The sequence below is a fragment of the Streptomyces sp. NPDC052040 genome (assembly GCF_044548405.1).
Taxonomy (GTDB): Bacteria; Actinomycetota; Actinomycetes; order Streptomycetales; family Streptomycetaceae; genus Streptomyces.
Genome location: NZ_JBIUBV010000012.1, coordinates 36,995 through 57,084, shown reverse-complemented (window position 1 = coordinate 57,084; position 20,090 = coordinate 36,995). Strand labels below are relative to the sequence as shown.

Genomic DNA, 20,090 nt, shown 5'->3' with positions numbered 1-20,090 from the left:
CAGGTGCGCCTTCGGTACCCGCCTCCCGTCCCCGGGGACGGGCTCGCCCTCGTGGGGTGGTCGCCTGGTGGGCACCCGGCACCGCCCTTCGCCTCGTCAGTACGCGACCGAGATACGGGCGCGCGGATGGGCGCCCCGCTCGACTTCGTCGACGAACGCGACCGCGTAGTCCTCCGCGCTGATCCGGCTGACCCCGTCCGCGCCGGTGAGCAGCCGGTCGCCGTCCACCCGGAAGTCGCCCGTGCGTTCGCCGGGCGCGATCTCCGCGGCGGGCGAGACATAGGTCCAGTCCAGGTCGTCGAGGGTGCGGAAGTACTCCAGGGCCGCGCGGTGGGCGAGCGCCTCGGGCCGGACCGCCGCGGGGAAGCCGGGCTCGTCGCACAGTTCCCGGCCGGGCGCGACCTCCAGGCTGCCCGCGCCGCCGACCACGACGAAGCGCCGCACCTCGGCAGCGCGCAACCCCTCGACCAGGGCGTGGTTCAGGGCGAGGAAGGGACCCTCGGGGTCCGAGCCGTCCCGCGGCGGCGCACAGGCGCTCGCCACCGCGTCCGCGCCCGCCACCAGGAAGGTCACCTTCGCCGGGTCCGAGGCGTCCGCCGCGGCGGCGGTCACCCCCGGCACGGGCGACCGCCCGGAGCGGCTCACGGCCATGACCCGGTGGCCGCGCTGCACCGCCTCCCCGGCGATCCGGACGCCCACCATGCCCGTGGCGCCGAACAGCACGATCCTCATGAGGCCCAGCGAAACACGGCCCGGGGGCCCGCGCATCCCGACTTGCCCGCCACCCGGGCCAGGTGTGCCCTGGAGTACGGGGGGAGTACGGGGGGCGAGGCGACACGAGGAGAGGAGCGCTCATGACTCACGCGACACCCGCGTCGGGCACCTCGCGCACAGCCGTCACCCCGGCCCGCGGACCGGTCACCCGCTACCGGCCGCCCGACCTCTTCGACCACCGCGCACACCGGATGGGACGGCTGGCGGTCCCCGTGGCCCTCGGACTCGTCTACGGCTACTGGGCCGCCGCCAACCGCCGTGACGCCGGTGCCATCACCGGCTGGAACATCCTGTTCGGCTTCGTCTGCGCCGTGGTGTTCGCGGCGCTCTGCGCGGGGCTGTACCGGGTGGCGCCGCTGCTGCGGCGCGAACTGCACGCGGTGCTGTGGGCGGCGTTCGCCGGTATCGCGTTCGGCTTCCTGTACAGCCAGACCGGGCACAGTGTGCTGCGGTCCACGGGCGTCTCGCTCGCGGTCGCGGTGGCGGTGTTCGCGTTCAACTTCTACCGCTACTACACCCATGAGGACGCGGCGGGCCGCAGAATCACCTGACCCGGCGCCGAAAAGCCCGAGCCGGAGACCTGGCCGACCGGCCGGTCTCCGGTTCGGGCTACGTGTACTTCGCGTCGGCGTCGGTGCGTCGCGCCCAGGTCCGTCGCCCTTGGCGCACGAGACCCCGGTGCGGTGGCCCATGCCTGGGCGCCCGGGGCCTCATGCGTCTCCCTCACTCACCCGTCGCCCGGAACGTGGCCGCTCCCGGCGCCGGTCGAGGAGCCCTGCGAACGGGAGAGGACACGGCGGGCCGACGCACGGACCGCTCCCCATCGGATGCCGTCCGTTCCTCTCCCACCCACCAGGTAACACCCGTTCGGACGAACCCTCCACTGGAGAGGGCCAACTCCCCGGCCCGGGGCGGACCGGACGGTACCCCGCCTCCGGATCCCGCCCATCGGCCCCCTCGGACTCCCCGCGGGTTCCCCGCGGACTCCCCGCGGACTCCCCGCGGGATCCGCTCGGGCTGCCGTCGGGCTCCCATCGGCTTGTCATATCCACCCATTTGCAGTCATATCGCTGGCCAGAGATGCGGGAACGCGCTTCTCTGGTGACGTGCCTCGACGTGTCCGGAGCCCCCTGTCCGCCCTGCTGGTCTGCCTCGCATGCCTGCTGGTGCCGTTCGGCGTTCTCGCCATGTGGGCGAAGTACGGCGTCGAGGACAGCGCCCGCTACGCCGCCACCACCGCCCCGCTCGCCTCCGACGCCCAGGTGCAGGACGCGATCGCCAGCGCCGTGACCGACGGCATCATGCGCGAAGTGCACGTAGGGCCACCCCTCCAGGGATCCGTGCACGCCTTTGTGCACGACGCCGTCCGCTCGTTCACCGGCACCGATGCCTTCCGCTCCGCCTGGGACACCGCGAACCTCAACGCCCACGACGCGGTGATGCGCGCGCTGCGCGAGGACGACGACAACCCCGTCACCCTCGACCTCGCCCCCGCCACCGAGCAGATCAAACGGCAGCTCGCCGACGAACACGTCCCGTTCGCGGGACGCATCCCGGTCGCCCATACGGAGATCACCCTCCTCCAGTCGAAGGACCTGACAAAGCTCCGGAAGGGGTTCCACGTGCTCGAAGTCGCCGGTGTCTGGCTCCCCGTCGCCTCCGCCTGCTTCGCGCTGACCGGCATTCTCATCTCCGTCTCGCGCCGCCGCGCGGTCCTCGCGACCGGCCTCGGCACCGCCCTGGGCGCCGCGCTGCTCGCCGTGGCCATCGCGGTGGGCCGCAGGATGACGCTGGCGGACCTCCCGCCGGACGTCTCGCACCCCGCGGCGGGCGCGGTCTACGACGCGCTCACCGAAACGCTTCGCCTGGTCTCCTGGGTCCTGATGGGCGTCGGCCTCGCGGTCGCCCTGGGCGCCTGGCTCACGGGCCTGTACCTGCGCCGCAGGCGGGCGTCCACGTCCCCGACGCCCGTGACCACCACCGAGGAGCCGACGCAAGTCCGGGCCTGAACCATCGGGTCCACGGCGGCCACGACCACCCATTCGGCCTACATCATCCTGCGCGCCGCCTCAGCCGGGGGGAACCTGCGGATGAAGGGTCCCAAGGTCCCGAGGAGGCGGCCCCATGGTCCAGCACACCGCACGCACCAGCTCCACCCCGCACGCGAAGCACACGGCCTGGGCCACCGGCGGCACGGCGTTCGCCGGTGTGCTGATGATGGTCAGCGGCATCCTGGGCGTGCTGAACGGCATCGCGGGCATCGCCCTGAACGACATCTACGCCCGCGTCGGCAACTATGTGTACGGGTTCAGCCTCACCACCTGGGGCTGGATCCATGTGATCATCGGCGCCCTCGTGGCGGTCACGGGCTGGGGAGTGCTCCAGGGCCGCGACTGGGCCCGGGCGGTCGGCGTGGGCCTGGCGGCCCTGTACATGGTCGAGTACTTCATGTTCCTGCCGTACGCGCCGGTCTGGTCGGTCATCGCCATCGCCATAGGGGCCTTCGTGATCTGGTCCCTGGTCACGTCGAGCCGCACGGAAGGCATGCCCCGGTCCTCGATGGGCCCGCGCGACAGCCTCTGACTGCCCGGCACACGCCCCGCGGTGGGGCCCCTCCACGGAGAGGGGGCCCCACCGCGGGGCGTTCGGCATGGAGGAGACGGGGGCGCGAGGGGCGTTGCCCGTGGAACGGCCGGTAACGGCGAGATCGCGGTATTGACAACAGCGCTACCGATGACCGGACCCTGCCCAAGATCAGCACCTGCGGCAGCTAACCTTACGTGTCCGTCCTGGCCAGGGATTGACGGGCATCAACTCACGCGAAGGGTTGCGCACATGGGCATTCTCACTCTCCTACGGAATGCGTTCGGCCGCTCACGCAAGGGTCGCACCGCCGAGGAGGAGCCCTCGCGGGAGACAACGGCGACCACGGAATCGGCAGCGGCCGGCACGGTCGTCACCGAATCTCCGGCGTCACCGGAGGTCCCGGCCCAGGCGACCGGGCGGGACGACGAACACGAGCTGGTGTCGGCGGCGTTCGACCAGGTGACGGTCCCGAGGCAGGCGACCCCGAACGAGGGCCCCGCCACGACGGCCACGGAGGAACACCGCTCCACTCCGGACCAGAAGCCGGAACCGGAATCGGTATCGGAGCCGGAACCGGAGCCCGTGGCGGAGACCCCTACGGACACCGAGCCGGAGGCCGAGCCCGAAGCAGAGGCAGAGCCTGTGGCGGAGGCCGAGCCCGATGCCCCTGCGGACGCCGAGCCGGACACCGAGGCAGAGACTGAGCCTGTGGCGGAGGCCGAGCCCGAGGCGCAGGTGGAGGCCGACGCCCCGGTGGAAGCCGAGGCAGAGGCGCAGGTCGAGGCAGAGGCGCAGGCCGAACCCGTAGAGACGGAGCCCGAAGCGGAGGCCGAGCCCGGGGAGCAGCCCGAGGAGGTGGCGTCCGAGAGCGAGACGCCCGCCGAGGCGGCCACCGGGACCCCCGAGCCGGAAGCCGTCGAAGCCACCGAGCCCACCGCGGAGCCGGAACCGGAGCCCGCACAGGCCGAAGCCCCCGTAGCGGCCCCCACCGAGGCCACCCCGGAGCCTGAGCCGACGACGGCCGCGGAGCCTACGACCCCGGAGGCGACGACCGCGGAAGCGGAGCCCGCGCAGGAGCCCGAGCCCGCTCAGGAGCCGGAACCCGAGCCCGCGCAGGAAGCAGCGCCCGAGCCCACCCCGGAACCCGAGCCCACGGCCGCGGAACCGGAGCCCACCCCGGAACCGGCCCCCGAGGCCCCCACCCAGCCCGAGCCGATCACCGCCGAAGCCGAAACGGAGGCCGACGCCGAAGCAGAAGCCGAACCGGAGGCCGAACCCGAACCGGAAGCCGAACCCGAACCGGAAGCCGAACCCGAACCGGAAGCCGAAGCCGAGGCCGAACCCGCAGCAGAGACCGAACCCGAACCTGCGGCCGAAGAAGCCGGAACCCCCGCCCTCGGTCTCGACGGACTGACGTCGCGCGCCCCCGGTCTGGCTGCCGCCTACAAGGCCGCCGCGGGTGTCCTGGACCAGCGCGGCCTCACCGGCACCCGCGCCAAGGTCTATCTGGTGCTGGACCGCTCCGCCTCCATGCGGCCGTACTACAAGGACGGCTCCGCCCAGGCCCTCGGTGAGCAGGCGCTCGCCCTCGCCGTGCACCTCGACCCCGAGGCCGCGGTGCACGTCGTCTTCTTCTCCACCGAGGTGGACGGCACCGGGGAGCTGACGCTCGCCGAGCACGAGAACCGGATCGACGACCTGCACGCGGGCCTCGGCCGGATGGGCCGTACCAGCTACCACGTGGCCGTCGAGGCGGTCACCGGTCACCACGACGCGTCCGCGGACCCCTCGCTGCCCGCCCTGGTGATCTTCCAGACGGACGGCGCGCCGGACGCGAAGACCCCGGCCACCCAGTCCCTCACGGACGCCGCCAAGAGCCACCCCGGTGTCTTCTTCTCCTTCGTCGCCTTCGGAGACCCGGAGAACAAGGCCTTCGACTACCTCCGCAAGCTGAAGACGGACACCACGGCCCACTTCCTGGCCGGGGAGGCCCCGCGCGAGCTGACGGACGCCGAGGTCTACGAGGGCATCCTGGCGAACTGGCGCCCGTAGCACCCCGCACGGACCGCCGGACGATCCGTCCGGATATGCCGCCCGCTTCTCACCCCGTAAAACGGGAAGCGGGCGGCATACCCATGTCGGCTACGATTTCAAGGTTCGTAGACGACACGGACGGCATGAAGACTGCCGGTCGTCACCCCACGTAGCGACTTGGGAGCAGCCCGCGATGGCTCGACACCTCATCACCAGCGCCCTTCCGTACATCAACGGGATCAAGCACCTGGGCAACATGGTGGGGTCCATGCTCCCGGCGGACGTCTACTCCCGCTATCTGCGCCAGCGCGGCCACGACGTCCTCTACATCTGCGCCACCGACGAGCACGGCACCCCCGCCGAGCTGGCGGCCAAGGAGCTGGGCGTGCCGGTCGACCAGTTCTGCGCCCAGGCGCACGACGCGCAGAAGGCGGTGTACGACGGCTTCAACCTGGCCTTCGACTACTTCGGCCGCAGCTCCTCCCCGCAGAACCGCGAGATCACGCAGGAGATCGCCCGCGAGCTGAAGGCGAACGGGTTCATCGAGGAGCGGTCCATCCGCCAGGTGTACTCGAACGCCGACGGCCGCTTCCTGCCCGACCGCTACATCATCGGCACCTGCCCGCACTGCGGCTACGACAAGGCCCGCGGCGACCAGTGCGAGAACTGCACCCGCGTCCTGGACCCCACGGACCTGATCGACGCGCGCTCCGCGATCAGCGGCAGCAGCGACCTGGAGATCCGCGAGACCAAGCACCTCTTCCTGCTCCAGTCGGTGCTGGCGGGCGAGGTGGAGGCCTGGGTCGACGAGCGCGCCGACAACTGGCCGGTGCTGGCCTCCTCGATCGCCCGGAAGTGGCTCACCGAGGGCCTGCACGACCGGGCGATCACCCGCGACCTGGACTGGGGTGTCCCGGTCCCGGCCGACACCTGGCCCGAACTGGCCGCCGAGGGCAAGGTCTTCTACGTCTGGTTCGACGCCCCGATCGAGTACATCGGCGCGACAAAGGAGTGGGCGGACCAGGACCCCGAGAACCGCGACTGGCGCTCCTGGTGGTGGGAGTCGGACGCCGACGTCCACTACACCCAGTTCATGGGCAAGGACAACGTCCCCTTCCACAGCGTGATGTTCCCGGCGACCCAGCTGGGCACCCGCTCGCCGTGGAAGAAGGTCGACGTCATCAAGGCCTTCAACTGGCTGAACTACTACGGCGGAAAGTTCTCCACCTCGCAGAAGCGCGGTGTCTTCACGCACGACGCGCTGGAGATCCTGCCCGCCGACTACTGGCGCTACTTCATGATGGCGAACGCTCCGGAGTCGGACGACACGTCCTTCACCTGGGAGCACTTCACGGCCACGGTGAACAAGGACCTCGCCGACACCCTGGGCAACTTCGTCAACCGGGTGCTGTCCTTCTCCCGCAAGCGCTTCGGCGACGCGGTCCCGGAGGGCGGCGAGCCGGGCGAGGCCGAGGTGCGGCTCGGTGAGGAGATCGCGCGTCTCCTCGCGGAGTACGAGGAGCACATGGAGGCCATCCAGTTCCGCAAGGCAGCGGCCGCGCTGCGCGCCCTGTGGTCGGCGGGGAACTCCTACCTGGAGGAGAAGGCCCCCTGGCTGGAGATCAAGACCAACAAGGAGGGCGCGGCCCTCACCCTGCGCACGGCGATGAACCTGATCCACCTCTACGCGGTGGTCTCCGAGCCCTTCATCCCGACGTCCTCGGCGGCCATGCGCGCGGCCTTCGACCTGGCGGACGACACGGCTCCCTGGGTGACGCCGGAGGAGGCCAAGTCCCTCACCGCGGTCCCGGCCGGGACGCCCTTCACGGTGCCCCCGGTGCTGTTCGCCAAGCTGACCGACGACGACCTGGCCGCGTACAAGGAGCGCTTCGGCGGCGAGGCCGAGTAACACCCACACGCTCATGGTGCCTACGACAGTGGCCCGGAACCGTTCACCGGTTCCGGGCCACTGTCGTTACTGCCTACCGCCTAAGCACTTACCGCCTACTTCGGCTGCGGCTTCCGGACGGACAGGTGCAGCTCGCGCAGGCGCGTCTCGTCCAGCTCCGTCGGGGCGCCCATCATCAGGTCCTGGGCGTTGCCGTTGAGCGGGAAGGCGATCGTCTCGCGGATGTTCGGCTCGTCGGCCAGCAGCATCACCATGCGGTCGACGCCCGGTGCGATCCCGCCGTGCGGCGGGGCGCCGAAGCGGAAGGCGCGGAGCATACCGGCGAACTGCTCCTCGACGGTGTCCCGGTCGTAGCCCGCGATCTCGAAGGCCTTGAGCATGATCTCCGGCTCATGGTTCCGGATGGCGCCGGAGGACAGCTCGACGCCGTTGCAGACGATGTCGTACTGCCAGCCCAGGATGTCCAGCGGGTCCTGGGTCTCCAGCGCCTCCAGGCCGCCCTGCGGCATCGAGAAGGGGTTGTGCGAGAAGTCGATCCGGCCGGTCTCCTCGTCCTTCTCGTACATCGGGAAGTCGACGATCCAGCAGAAGCGGAAGACGCCGTCCTCGAAGTGGCCGGCCCGCTTGGCGGCCTCCACCCGCACCGCGCCCATGATCTTCGAGACCTCGTCGAACTCGCCCGCGCCGAAGAAGACCGCGTGACCGGCGGCCAGCTGGAGCCGCTTGGTGAGCTCCGCGACGTTCTCCTCGGTGAGGAACTTGGCGATCGGGCCGGTCAGCGAGCCGTCCTCACCGACGCGCACCCAGGCCAGGCCCTTGGCGCCCTGCTCCACCGCGTACTCGCCGAGCTGGTCGAAGAACTTCCGGGGCTGCGCCGAGACGTCCGGCACCGGCAGCGCGCGGACGTGCTTGCCCGCGAAGGCCTTGAACTCCGAGCCCTCGAAGATGTCCGTGATGTCGACGAGCTCCAGCTTGGCGCGCAGATCCGGCTTGTCGGAGCCGTACTTCAGCATGGCCTCGCGGAACGGGATCCGCAGGAAGGGGGAGGTGACATGACGGCCACCGCCGAACTCCTCGAAGATCTCCGTCATCAGCTTCTCGATCGGCTGGAAGACGTCTTCCTGCTCGACGAAGCTCATCTCGACGTCGAGCTGGTAGAACTCGCCCGGCGAACGGTCGGCGCGGGCGTCCTCGTCACGGAAGCAGGGCGCGATCTGGAAGTAGCGGTCGAAACCGGAGATCATCAGCAGCTGCTTGAACTGCTGGGGGGCCTGCGGCAGCGCGTAGAAGCGGCCGGGGTGCACCCGGGAGGGGACCACGTAGTCACGGGCGCCCTCGGGGGAGGTGGCGCTCAGGATCGGGGTCGCCATCTCGTTGAAGCCCATCGCCGCCATCTTGTGGCGGATGCTGGAGATCACGGCGGTGCGCAGCATGATGTTGCGGTGCATGCGCTCGCGGCGCAGGTCCAGGAAGCGGTACTCCAGGCGCCGCTCCTCGTTCACCCCGTCCTCGGCGTTGATCGTGAAGGGGAGCGGGGCGGCCGCGCCGAGCAGCTCGACCTCGCCCACCTCGACCTCGATCTCACCGGTCGGCAGGTCCGGGTTCACGTTCTCGGTGCCGCGGGAGACGACCTTGCCGTCGATGCGGACGGTCGACTCCTTGGAGACCTTGTCGAGGGCCTCGTACGCGGGCGTGCCGGGACGGGCGACGAGCTGCGTGATGCCGTAGTGGTCGCGCAGATCGATGAAGAGGATGCCGCCCAGGTCGCGCCGATTGTGCAGCCAGCCGCTCAGCCGGACGTCGCTGCCGACGTCAGAGGCGCGGAGCTCGCCGCAGGTGTGGGACCTGTACCGATGCATCGTCGTTCATCCAGTCTTCGCGGGTCGGGTCTTTCCCGGGGCCGCTCGCCCCGGCACCTCCGGGCGGGCACGGCCCGGACCTACCAAGGGTACCGGCCGCCCCGGCGTCACCTCCCCCCGATAACGGGGCGACGCTCCGCGAAGACATCCGGAGGCGATATGCACAGAGGCGCGGCAATCGTCATATTTTCACCTTCGGTGGCATGGTTCGATCACCTCTTCTTACAGTGGGGCAATGCGCACTGGTGAGCCCCCGCCCGCCGTGGGGGAGCTGCTGGCCGCTCTCGCGACCGGCCTGTGGCGCTACGACGCCGCCGCGGGGGTGGTCACCCTGGACGCCGAGGCCGCGCGGCTGGTCGGACTGCCCGCCCGGCCGACGCGGCTCACGGAGGCGGGCATCCGGGCCCGCTTCCACCCGGTGGACTGGAACGAGGTCGACGGGATCGTCCAGCTCGCGCTGGCCGAGGGCACCCTCGCCGAGGTCCGGATGCGGATCATGGACGAGCAGCGGCGGGTGGTCCGGACCGTCCGCAGCCGGTCCAGGCCGTCGGTGGACCCGAAGTCCGGGAGGTACCGGCTGATCGGCACCCTCCAGGAGGTCGGCGAGCCCCCGGGCGGGGCCGCGCGCTCCCCCGTCACCGGCGACTGGCGGCGCTCCCGGGAGGCGTTCCTGCTGGACGCGGGGCGGGCACTGGCCGAGGCGCGGTCCACGGAGGAGGTGCTGCGGGTGGCGGCCGGGCTGTCGATGCCCGGCTTCTCGCCGGACGGCCTCGCGGTCTTCGGGGCCGAGGCCGACCGGCTGACCGTCGTCGGCCACTACGGGCAGAAACCCGGCGACGAGGGACCCTTCACCCAGATGTCGCTGGACACCGACTACCCCGCCGCCGAGGTCGTCCGCACCGGCCGCGCCGTCTATCTGTCCTCGCCCCGCCAGTACCGCAGCCGCTACCCGGTGTGCTGGCCGCTCGCCGAGCACTTCAACCGCCACTCCTGGGCCTTTCTGCCGCTCACCGTGGCGGGACGCACGATGGGCGCCTGGATGGCGGCGTTCAAGAACCCGGTCACCTTCACACCCGACGAGCGCTCGGTGCTCACCACGGTCGCCCGGATGCTCGCCCAGGCCCTCTCCCGGGCCGGTGCCGCCGAGACGGAACGGGAGCTGACCGACGGGCTCCAGCGCTCGATGCTGCCGACCCTGGGCCCGCGGATACCGGGCATGACCGTGGCCGCGCGCTACATACCCACCGGCGGCGGCCTCCAGGTCGGCGGCGACTGGTACGACATGATCCAGCTGCCCGGTGCCCCCTCCGGCACGGCGGGCGGCCGCTTCGCGCTCGTCATCGGCGACGTCCAGGGGCACGACGTGCGCGCGGCCGGGCTCATGGGCCAGCTGCGGATAGCGCTGCGCGCCTACGCCTGTGAGGGCCACCGCCCGGACGCGGTCCTCTCCCGCGCCTCCCGCTTCCTGCACGGGATGACCTACGGCACCGAGGGCACCGACCTGCGCTTCGCGACCTGCCTCTACGCCGAGGTGGACCCGGCGAGCGGCACGCTGGAGATCGCCCGCGCCGGACACCCGGATCCCGCGGTCCGCATGGCCGACGGGACGGTGCTGATGCGGCCGACCGCGGGCGGGATGCCACTCGGGATCGACCCCGACGTCGACTATCCGACCACCCGGCTCGTCCTGGAGCCGGGCGAGGCCATGCTGCTGTGCACGGACGGGCTGATCGAGACCGGCGGCCACGATCTGGACACCGGCTGGCGGCGGATCCGGCAGATCATGGAGGAGCGCCACGAGGACGCGGAGGCGCTGGCCGACGCCCTGGCCCAGGCCGTCCACGGGCCCTCCTCGCACCATGCCACCGGGCCGCTGACCGACCGCCGCGAGGACGACATCGCGCTGCTGCTGCTCAGCCGCACGGACGAGCGGGGCCGCGCCGGGCGCCCCGCGCCGGTGCGGCGCACGATGCTGACGGTCGCGCAGGCCGAGCCCGAACGGGTCTCCGGCGCCCGGCGGCAGCTGCGCGAACTGCTGCACGACTGGTCCTCCCCGGACCAGGTGGACTCGGCCGAGCTGCTGGCCTCCGAGATGCTGACGAACGTCCTGGTGCACACCGACACGGACGCCCTGCTCGTCGCCGAGGTGTCCGCCGCCGGGAACGACAGCGACGGCCCTGGCGGGCGGCGGATGCGGGTGGAGGTCGCCGACGCCGGGGACGACCTGCCCCATCTGCGCCACCCCGGCGAACTGGCCTCCTCCGGCCGGGGCCTGCTCCTCACGGAACTGCTCGCGGACGCCTGGGGGGTGGAACCGCGGGGCCAGGGCAAGAGCACCTGGTTCGAACTGCACGAGCCACCACCGTGAGCCCCCGGCCCCTCGCTTCGCTCTCCCCACTCCTCACGCGGGCGGTTCCCCCCGCGCCGCCGCTTCCGGGCCGTCCCGCCCGTAGCGTTCCCGCAGTTCATGGCCGACGCCGAAGGCCGCCGCGGTCAGCGGCACCGCCAGCAGCATGCCGAGGATCCCGGCGACCGACGCGCCCGCGGTGAGCGCCAGCAGCACCGCCGCCGGATGCATCCGCACGGTGCGGCTCTGCACCACCGGCTGGAGCACATGCCCGTCCAGCACCTGCACGGCGACCACCACACCGAGCGCCCACAGGGCGATGACCAGCCCGCGGTCCGCGAGGGCGACCAGGATCGCGACCGCGCCGGAGAGGAAGGCCCCGAGGTAGGGGATGTAGGCGCCCACGAAGACCAGCGCGCCCAGGCCGATCGCCCCCGGCACGCGCAGCACCAGCAGCCCGATGGTGGTCAGCGAGGCGTCGATGAGAGCGATGACCGTGGTGCCCCGCATAAAGCCCTCGACGGCCTCGAAGGCCCGGCGCGCCATCGCCTCCACGGCGTCGCCGGTGCCGCCCGGGGCGAGCGAGCGGACCTGGTCGGCCACCCGGTGGGAGTCGCGCAGGAAGAAGAAGACGAGCAGCAGGGCGAGCACGGCCATGGCGATGTACTCGGCCACCACGCTGACCCCGCTGATCACATTGGAGGCGGCGGTGCCCCCGAACTTGGAGATCAGCTCCCGGGAGTTGGTGGTGAGATCGTCCAGGGAGGTGCCGGCCGCCCCGAAGTACCCCGCGAGCGATGTCGCGGCCCGCTTCAGCGAGGCCAGGATCTGGTCGCCGGTGTCCACCAGCGCGCCGACGACGATGTAGACGGCGCCGCCGACCACGACCACCACGGCGACGCAGGTGATCCCGGCGGCGAGGGAGCGGTGGACCCCGGCCCGCACCAGCCGCCGGTGCAGCGGCCCGAGGAGCGCGGTGCCGAGCAGCGCGAGCAGCACCGGCACCACGGCGGTACGGAACTGGGCGCACAGCCGGATCACGATCCAGACGACCCCGGCGACCAGCAGGATCGCGGCGCACCACGCGGCGAGCCTGCGGACGGGGTCGGGAAGGAGCTGCACCCTCCCAGCCGATCATGCGAGGGGCGGGCTGTCCTGTGCGGACAGCCCGCCCGAGTGAACGCCGCGGCGCGGTGCCGCCGCCGTGCCGCCGTTCCGCCTGCCCCCCGGTCAGGCGTCCTGCGGTCCGCTCGCGGTCATCCCGTGCACGGCGGGGACGGAGCCGAGGCGCCCCTTCTGGAAGTCCTCGAAGGCCTGCTGGAGTTCTTCGCGGGTGTTCATCACGAACGGTCCGTAGTGCGCCATGGGCTCCCGGATCGGCGCCCCGCCCAGCAGGATCACCTCCAGGTCCGGCGTGTGGGAGTCCTGCCGCTCGTCGGCGCGGACGGTGATCGAGGAGCCCGCGCCGAACACGGCGGTCTGGCCGAGGTGCACCGGCCGCCGCTCCGCGCCGACGCTGCCGCGTCCGGCGAGGACGTACGCGAGGCCGTTGAAGTCCTCCCGCCAGGGCAGGGTGACCTCCGCGCCCGGTGCCACGGTGGCGTGGACCAGGGTGATCGGCGTGTGGGTGATGCCGGGGCCCTGGTGGCCGTCCAGCTCTCCGGCGATGACGCGGAGCAGCGCGCCGCCGTCGGGGGTGGTGAGCAGCTGGACCTGGCCGCCGCGGATGTCCTGGTAGCGCGGGGCCATCATCTTGTCCTTGGCCGGCAGGTTGACCCAGAGCTGGATGCCGTGGAAGAGGCCGCCGGACACGACGAGCGACTCCGGCGGGGCCTCGATGTGCAGCAGGCCCGAGCCCGCGGTCATCCACTGGGTGTCGCCGTTGGTGATGGTGCCGCCACCGCCGTGGGAGTCCTGGTGGTCGAAGACGCCGTCGATGATGTAGGTGACGGTCTCGAAGCCCCGGTGGGGGTGCCAGGGGGTGCCCTTCGGCTCGCCCGGCGCGTACTCCACCTCGCCCATCTGGTCCATCATGATGAACGGGTCGAGGTGGCGGTAGTGGATCCCGGCGAACGCGCGGCGGACCGGGAAGCCCTCGCCCTCGAAGCCGCTGGGCGCGGTCGTGACACCGAGCACGGGACGGGACACCGCGTCGGCGGACGCGGCCACACGGGGCAGGGTCAGCGGGTTCTCGACGGTCACTGCAGGCATGTCGGTACCTCCTTGTGCTCCCACTTTAGTTGACTGTTGAACTTTCTGCCAGCCGTAACGCAGAAAGCCCGGAGGGCATTCCCTCCGGGCTTCCGTGCGGCAGCGGGCGACGTCCGCGCGTACGGCGCCTACCCGTACATCCGGCGCATCGCGAACTCCACCATCTGCTCGACCGCCTTCGCGTCGAACACCATCCGGTGCTCCCCCTCCATGTCGAGCACGCACCCGTACCCCGTCGGCAGCAGGTCGATCACCTCCGCCCCGGTGATCACGAAGTACTTCGACTCCTTGCCCGCGTACCGCCGCAGCTCCTTGAGCGAGGTGAACATCGGGATCACCGGCTGCTGGGTGTTGTGCAGCGCCAGGAAACCGGGGTTGTCACCGCGCGGGCAGTACACCTTGGAGGTGGCGAAGATCTGCTGGAAGTCCTCGGCGGACATCGACCCCGTGGTGAACGCGCGGACCGCGTCCGCGAGCGACGGCGGCGACGGCTCGGGGTAGAGCGGGGGCTGCTGGCCGTATCCGCCGGGCATCTGGCCGCCCGGCATCTGCTGCCCCGGCATCTGCTGCTGCGGCGAGGCGTACTGCTGCTGCGCACCCGTGTTCTGGTAGCCGTACATGCCCCAAAGAGTAGTGGGCCACATATGACCCATGAGGGGTTGCTTCTTATTACCGACGGGTAGCATCATCGGAGCTACTAGTCAGTACGCACCACCCGGACGCGAGGATCCAGTGCCTCGCCAATTCCTCTACGGAGCCGTCGCCATGGGGCACTACAAGTCGAATCTCCGCGACATCGAGTTCAACCTCTTCGAGGTGCTCGGCCGCGACAAGCTGTACGGCACCGGCCCGTTCGCGGAGATGGACACGGACACGGCCAAGAGCGTCCTCGAGGAGCTGACCCGTCTCTCGGAGAACGAGCTGGCGGAGTCCTTCGCGGACGCCGACCGCAACCCGCCCGTCTTCGATCCCGAGACGAACACCGCGCCCGTCCCCGCGTCCTTCAAGAAGAGCTACAAGGCCTTCATGGACTCCGAGTACTGGCGTCTCGGCCTGCCCGAGGAGATCGGCGGCACCACCGCCCCGCCGTCCCTGATCTGGGCGTACGCGGAGCTGATCCTCGGCGCGAACCCCGCGGTCTGGATGTACTCCTCCGGCCCGGCGTTCGCCCGCATCCTCTTCGAGGAGGGCACCGAGGAGCAGAAGAAGTGGGCCCAGATAGCCGTCGACAGGACCTGGGGCTCCACCATGGTCCTCACCGAGCCGGACGCCGGTTCGGACGTCGGCGCGGGCCGCACCAAGGCCGTCCAGCAGGAGGACGGCTCCTGGCACATCGAGGGCGTGAAGCGCTTCATCACCTCCGGTGAGCACGACATGGAGGAGAACATCCTCCACTACGTCCTCGCCCGCCCCGAGGGTGCCGGTCCCGGCACCAAGGGCCTGTCCCTCTTCCTCGTCCCGAAGTACCACTTCGACTTCGAGACCGGTGAGCTGGGCGAGCGCAACGGCGTCTACGCCACCAACGTCGAGCACAAGATGGGCCTGAAGGCCTCCAACACCTGCGAGATGACCTTCGGCGACCGCCACCCCGCCAAGGGCTGGCTGATCGGCGACCGGCACGACGGCATCCGCCAGATGTTCCGGATCATCGAGTTCGCCCGCATGATGGTCGGCACGAAGGCGATCTCCACCCTGTCCACCGGCTACCTGAACGCCCTGGAGTACGCCAAGGAGCGCGTCCAGGGTCCGGATCTGGCCAACTTCATGGACAAGACCGCGCCCAAGGTCACCATCACGCACCACCCCGATGTGCGCCGCTCGCTGATGACGCAGAAGGCGTACGCGGAGGGCATGCGCGCGCTCGTCCTCTACACCGCCTCCGTCCAGGACGCGATCGCGGTCAAGGAGGCGAACGGCGAGGACGTCTCCGCCGAGCACGCCCTCAACGACCTGCTGCTGCCCATCGTCAAGGGCTACGGCTCCGAGAAGGGCTACGAGCAGCTCGCCCAGTCGCTCCAGACGTTCGGCGGGTCGGGCTTCCTCCAGGAGTACCCGATCGAGCAGTACATCCGCGACGCCAAGATCGACACCCTCTACGAGGGCACCACCGCGATCCAGGGCCAGGACTTCTTCTTCCGGAAGATCGTCCGCAACCAGGGCGCCGCGCTGAACTCGCTCGCCGAGGACATCAAGAAGTTCCTGGCCATCGGCACCGGCGGTGAGGAGCTGGCGGGCGCCCGCGAGCACCTGGCCAAGGCCGCCGTGGAGCTGGAGGCGATCGTCGGCCTGATGCTGACCGACCTCGCGGCCGCCGCGGAGGACGCCAAGCAGATCTACAAGGTGGGTCTGAACACCTCCCGCCTGCTGCTGGCCTCCGGTGACGTGATCGTCGGCTACCTGCTGCTGAAGGGCGCCGCGATCGCCGCCGAGAAGCTCGAGACGGCCTCCGCCAGGGACCGCGCCTTCTACACCGGCAAGATCGCGGCGGCGAAGTTCTTCGCGGCCAACGTCCTGCCCGGCCTCACCCTGGCCCGCAGGATCGCCGAGGGCGTGGACCTGGACCTGATGGACCTGGACGAGGCCGCGTTCTAGTCCACCCGGTTTGCGGGCGTCGCAGCCGGACCGGTCGGTCCGCCGGGCGCCCGCCAACCTCCACATCCTCCTTACGAGGGCCCGCTCCCGACCACCGGGAGCGGGCCCTCGCCCGTCGTTAAGGTGAACCCATGAGCACAAGCCCTCGCTTCGACCGCGGACACACCGACGACCTCATGTCCTTCCTGGCGGCGAGTCCGTCGCCGTACCACGCCGTGGCGCACGCCGCCGAGCGGCTGGAGAAGGCCGGATTCCGACAGGTCTCGGAGACCGAGGCATGGGACGCCACCAGCGGCGGCAAGTATGTGCTCCGCGGGGGTGCGATCATCGCCTGGTACGTCCCCGAGGGCGCCGACGCGCACACCCCCTTCCGGATCGTGGGCGCGCACACCGACTCCCCGAACCTGCGGGTCAAGCCGCGGCCGGACAGCGGCGGCCACGGCTGGCGCCAGATCGCGGTCGAGATCTACGGCGGCCCGCTGCTCAACTCCTGGCTGGACCGCGACCTCGGCCTGTCGGGCCGGCTCACCCTGCGCGACGGCTCCACCCGCCTGGTGAACGTCGACAGACCGCTGCTGCGCGTGCCCCAGCTGGCCGTGCACCTGGACCGCTCGGTCTCCTCGGAGGGGCTGAAGCTCGACAAGCAGCGCCATCTGCAACCCATCTGGGGCCTGGGCGACGAGGTGCGCGACGGCGATCTCATCGCCTTCCTGGAGCAGGAGCTGAGCCTGTCCGCGGGCGAGGTCACGGGCTGGGACCTGATGACCCACTCCGTCGAGCCGCCCGCCTATCTGGGCCGGGACAAGGAGCTGGTCGCGGGCCCCCGGATGGACAACCTGCTCTCCGTGCACGCGGCCACCGCGGCCCTCGCGGCCGTCGCCGGCTCCGCCACCGGCCCCTCCTGCATCCCCGTGTTCGCCGCCTTCGACCACGAGGAGAACGGCTCCCAGTCCGACACCGGCGCCGACGGCCCGCTGCTCGGCTCCGTCCTGGAACGCTCGGTCTTCGCCCGCGGCGGCACCTACGAGGACCGCGCCCGGGCCTTCGCCGGCTCGGTCTGCCTGTCCTCCGACACCGGGCACGCCGTCCACCCCAACTACCCGGAGCGGCACGACCCGACCCACCACCCCCGCGCGGGCGGCGGCCCCATCCTCAAGGTGAACGTCAACAACCGCTACGCCACGGACGGTTCGGGCCGCGCGATCTTCGCCGTGGCGTGCGAGAAGGCGGACGTCCCCTTCCAGTCCTTCGTGTCCAACAACGCCATGCCCTGCGGCACGACCATCGGCCCCATCACGGCGGCCCGCCACGGCATCAAGACGGTCGACATCGGCGCGGCGATCCTCTCGATGCACAGCGCCCGCGAACTCTGCGCCGCCGACGACCCCCACCTGCTGGCGAACGCACTGACGGCATTCCTGGAGGGCTGACGCCGCCGGACCTGCGCCCCGGCCCGGTACAGCGGTCCCGACCGTCGCAGCGGCCGTGACCGGGGCTCGGTCGTCCGTGGGATCCCCCGGCATGGCCGCCGCCTTCCCGGGTACCCGGGTTGCGGGCCGGAAGGACCGGACCCACTGGGAGGGCAGGGCTCATGGGCCTGGGAGGATGCGTCATCCTGATCGCCGTGGGGGCCATCCTCGCGTTCGCGACCGACTGGCACATGCAGGGCGTCAACGTTCACCTGGTCGGCTTCATATGCATGATCGCCGGTCTGATCGGGCTCGCCACCTTCAGCAGCATCTACCGCCGCAGGCGGGTCGTGGTGCCGCCCACCCCCGTCGTCGAAGAGGAACGGCACCGCCCCGGCGACGGCTACGGCATCTGACCGGACACCTGCTCCTCCTCCGCGTCCATGCCCGCCAGCACCAGCGGAAGCCGGGCCGCCCCACCGTCCGTGACCCGGACCGGGACACCCCAGTCCTGCTGGTGGACGTGGCACGCCGGATACTCGTTCGCCGGGTCGTCGTCGCAGGACGCGGCCATCGCCGAGACATGCAGGACACCCTCGGACACGGACGGGTTCAGCTCCAGGTCGCGTGCCAGGTCCGTGCCGGCCCCCTCGCCCTTGAGCAGCAGCCCGGGCGGGGTCGAGGAGACCAGCAGACGGGTCGAGGGACCGTAGCGCGTGTCCAGCTTCTGTCCCGCCGGAGCCTGGAAGACCACGTCCAGCCGGAGCCCCCCGGGCGCCACCTCCGTCGCCGCGCGCCGGGTGCGGTGGGCGACCGCGTCGACCCGGACCGCCTCCTCGGGCAGCCGCAGCCGGGTCAGCCGGTGGCGGGCGGACTCCACCACCACGATGTCCTCACCCGCCAGCACCGCGTCCGAGGGCTCCCGCAGATCCGTCGCCAGGGTGGTCACCTCGTCCGTCGCCGGGTCGTACCGCCGCAGCGCATGGTTGTAGGTGTCGCTGACCGCCACCGAACCGTCCGGCAGCGCGGTCACGCCCAACGGGTGCTGGAGCAGCGCCTGTCCGGCCGCGCCGTCGCGGTGCCCGAAGTCGAACAGCCCCGTGCCGACCGCCGTATGGACCGCGCCCCGGCGGTCCACCCAGCGCAGGGCGCTCGTCTCGGAGTCCGCGAGCCACAGCCGCTCCCCGTCGGCGGACACCGCGAGACCCGAGGGCTGCGCGAACCATGCCTGTGCTCCCGGGCCGTCCACCAGCCCCTCGTTGGTGGTGCCCGCCGCCACCTCGACCGTGGCGGTGTCCGGGTCGTACGCCCACAGCTGGTGCACGCCCGCCATGGCGATCCACACCCGGCCGCCGAAGACCGCCACGTCCCACGGCGAGGAGAGGTCCACCTCCCGGGCCGGGCCGGACGTCGGGGAGCCCTGCCACCACTGGGCACCGGTGCCCGCCAGTGTGCCGACCTCGCCGGTGGCCAGGTCCAGGCGGCGCAGCGCGTGGTTCACCGTGTCGGCGACGACCACCGTGCCCTCGTCCAGCAGTGCCAGGCCCTGCGGCTCGCTGAACGCCGCCGCGTCGGCCGGGCCGTCCAGGAAGCCCCGCAGGCCCGAGCCGATCCGCCGCACCACCGTCTCGCCGTCCGCAGCCAGTTCCACCAGCTGGTGCCGGGTGGTGTCGCTGACCAGGAAGGTGCCGGAGGGCAGCAGCAGCGCCTTGCCCGGGAAGCGGAGGGTGGTGGGCTCCGGCTCCGGCGCCACATAGGGGCCGTCGCCGCGGCGCAGGGTGCCCTTGGCCGCGTGCTCCTGCTCCAGCTCCTCGACGAGCCGCGCTATCGCATGGGCATGGCCCTCGCCCGCGTGCTGGGCGACCACATACCCCTCCGGGTCGATGACCACGAGGGTGGGCCAGGCGCGGACCGCGTACTGCTTCCAGGTGGCCAGCTCCGGGTCGTCGAGGACCGGGTGCTCCACCCCGTACCGCTCGACGGCGTCCACCACCGCCTGGTGCTCCGCCTCGTGGACGAACTTCGGGGAGTGCACGCCGATGATCACCACGGTGTCGCGGTGCTTCTCCTCCAGCTCGCGCAGCTCGTCCAGGACGTGCAGGCAGTTGATGCAGCAGAACGTCCAGAAATCGAGGATGACGACACGTCCCCGCAGATCGGCGAGGCTGTACTGCTCACCGCCCGTGTTCAGCCAGCCGCCCTTGCCGATCAGCTCGGGGGCACGGACACGGACGCGACGCGGAGTGGAGTCGTTCATGGCTCAAGGGTGCCACCTGTGCGCGGCGGCCCGGGAAGCCTGTGGACAACCCGGTGACCGTGGGAAGCGGTTCCGTGCCACGGGAGGACGGCGGCCCGGAAACACCTCAGCC

At 71.3% G+C, this 20,090-nt stretch carries 15 protein-coding genes; 9 read left to right on the top strand and 6 right to left on the bottom strand.

Translation table 11 applies throughout. The features are described 5' to 3' along the window. Positions 1-96: 96 nt before the first annotated feature. Complete coding sequence (locus ACIHAA_RS22780) at positions 97-732, bottom strand: NAD(P)-dependent oxidoreductase (protein WP_399819975.1); 636 nt, start codon at positions 730-732, stop codon at positions 97-99. A 122-nt stretch (positions 733-854) separates the two neighbouring features. On the opposite strand from ACIHAA_RS22780, the gene ACIHAA_RS22775 reads away from it, so the two are divergent. From ACIHAA_RS22775 to metG, 5 genes are all read left to right on the top strand, one after another. Next, on the top strand, positions 855-1,325 hold the full coding sequence (locus ACIHAA_RS22775) for a hypothetical protein (RefSeq protein WP_399819973.1): 471 nt from the start codon (positions 855-857) through the stop codon (positions 1,323-1,325). A gap of 555 nt (positions 1,326-1,880) precedes the next feature. Continuing rightward, on the top strand, positions 1,881-2,783 hold the full coding sequence (locus ACIHAA_RS22770; protein ID WP_399819970.1) for a hypothetical protein: 903 nt from the start codon (positions 1,881-1,883) through the stop codon (positions 2,781-2,783). Positions 2,784-2,898: 115 nt separating this feature from the next. Continuing rightward, the gene (locus ACIHAA_RS22765) at positions 2,899-3,357 is read left to right on the top strand and encodes a hypothetical protein (RefSeq protein ID WP_399819968.1); all 459 of its coding nucleotides are present in this window, start codon (positions 2,899-2,901) and stop codon (positions 3,355-3,357) included. Positions 3,358-3,609: 252 nt separating this feature from the next. Further along, positions 3,610-5,412, top strand: coding sequence for a VWA domain-containing protein (locus tag ACIHAA_RS22760; protein ID WP_399819966.1), 1,803 nt, complete (start codon positions 3,610-3,612; stop codon positions 5,410-5,412). Positions 5,413-5,587: 175 nt separating this feature from the next. Continuing rightward, a complete protein-coding gene (gene metG / locus ACIHAA_RS22755; protein ID WP_399819963.1) occupies positions 5,588-7,303 on the top strand; it encodes a methionine--tRNA ligase in 1,716 nt (571 codons plus the stop codon). Between the two features lie 95 nt (positions 7,304-7,398). Here the strand turns inward: metG and aspS are convergent, their stop codons facing one another. Then, on the bottom strand, positions 7,399-9,162 hold the full coding sequence (aspS, locus tag ACIHAA_RS22750) for an aspartate--tRNA ligase (RefSeq protein WP_399819961.1): 1,764 nt from the start codon (positions 9,160-9,162) through the stop codon (positions 7,399-7,401). A gap of 235 nt (positions 9,163-9,397) precedes the next feature. On the opposite strand from aspS, the gene ACIHAA_RS22745 reads away from it, so the two are divergent. After that, positions 9,398-11,530 (top strand): SpoIIE family protein phosphatase, encoded by a 2,133-nt coding sequence (locus ACIHAA_RS22745; protein WP_399819959.1) that lies wholly within the window; start codon positions 9,398-9,400, stop codon positions 11,528-11,530. Positions 11,531-11,563: 33 nt separating this feature from the next. On the opposite strand, the gene ACIHAA_RS22740 is transcribed toward ACIHAA_RS22745, so the two are convergent. The 3 genes from ACIHAA_RS22740 to ACIHAA_RS22730 form a co-directional block, all read right to left on the bottom strand. Continuing rightward, positions 11,564-12,631 carry an AI-2E family transporter gene (locus ACIHAA_RS22740; protein ID WP_399819957.1) on the bottom strand — a complete coding sequence of 356 codons (1,068 nt, stop codon included), beginning with the start codon at positions 12,629-12,631 and terminating at the stop codon, positions 11,564-11,566. 108 nt (positions 12,632-12,739) lie between these two features. Further along, complete coding sequence (locus tag ACIHAA_RS22735; protein WP_399819955.1) at positions 12,740-13,720, bottom strand: pirin family protein; 981 nt, start codon at positions 13,718-13,720, stop codon at positions 12,740-12,742. 128 nt (positions 13,721-13,848) lie between these two features. Further along, complete coding sequence (locus ACIHAA_RS22730) at positions 13,849-14,340, bottom strand: SseB family protein (RefSeq protein ID WP_399819953.1); 492 nt, start codon at positions 14,338-14,340, stop codon at positions 13,849-13,851. 145 nt (positions 14,341-14,485) lie between these two features. On the opposite strand from ACIHAA_RS22730, the gene ACIHAA_RS22725 reads away from it, so the two are divergent. From ACIHAA_RS22725 to ACIHAA_RS22715, 3 genes are all read left to right on the top strand, one after another. Further along, positions 14,486-16,312, top strand: coding sequence for an acyl-CoA dehydrogenase (locus tag ACIHAA_RS22725; protein WP_399820198.1), 1,827 nt, complete (start codon positions 14,486-14,488; stop codon positions 16,310-16,312). 131 nt (positions 16,313-16,443) lie between these two features. After that, the gene (locus ACIHAA_RS22720) at positions 16,444-17,742 is read left to right on the top strand and encodes a M18 family aminopeptidase (RefSeq protein WP_399819951.1); all 1,299 of its coding nucleotides are present in this window, start codon (positions 16,444-16,446) and stop codon (positions 17,740-17,742) included. A 161-nt stretch (positions 17,743-17,903) separates the two neighbouring features. Further along, a complete protein-coding gene (locus ACIHAA_RS22715) occupies positions 17,904-18,137 on the top strand; it encodes a DUF6458 family protein (protein WP_399819949.1) in 234 nt (77 codons plus the stop codon). Here ACIHAA_RS22715 and ACIHAA_RS22710 read toward each other — a convergent pair. Next, on the bottom strand, positions 18,125-19,978 hold the full coding sequence (locus tag ACIHAA_RS22710) for a thioredoxin-like domain-containing protein (protein WP_399819946.1): 1,854 nt from the start codon (positions 19,976-19,978) through the stop codon (positions 18,125-18,127). The two genes, ACIHAA_RS22715 and ACIHAA_RS22710, sit on opposite strands and share 13 nt — an antisense overlap. Positions 19,979-20,090: the final 112 nt, after the last annotated feature.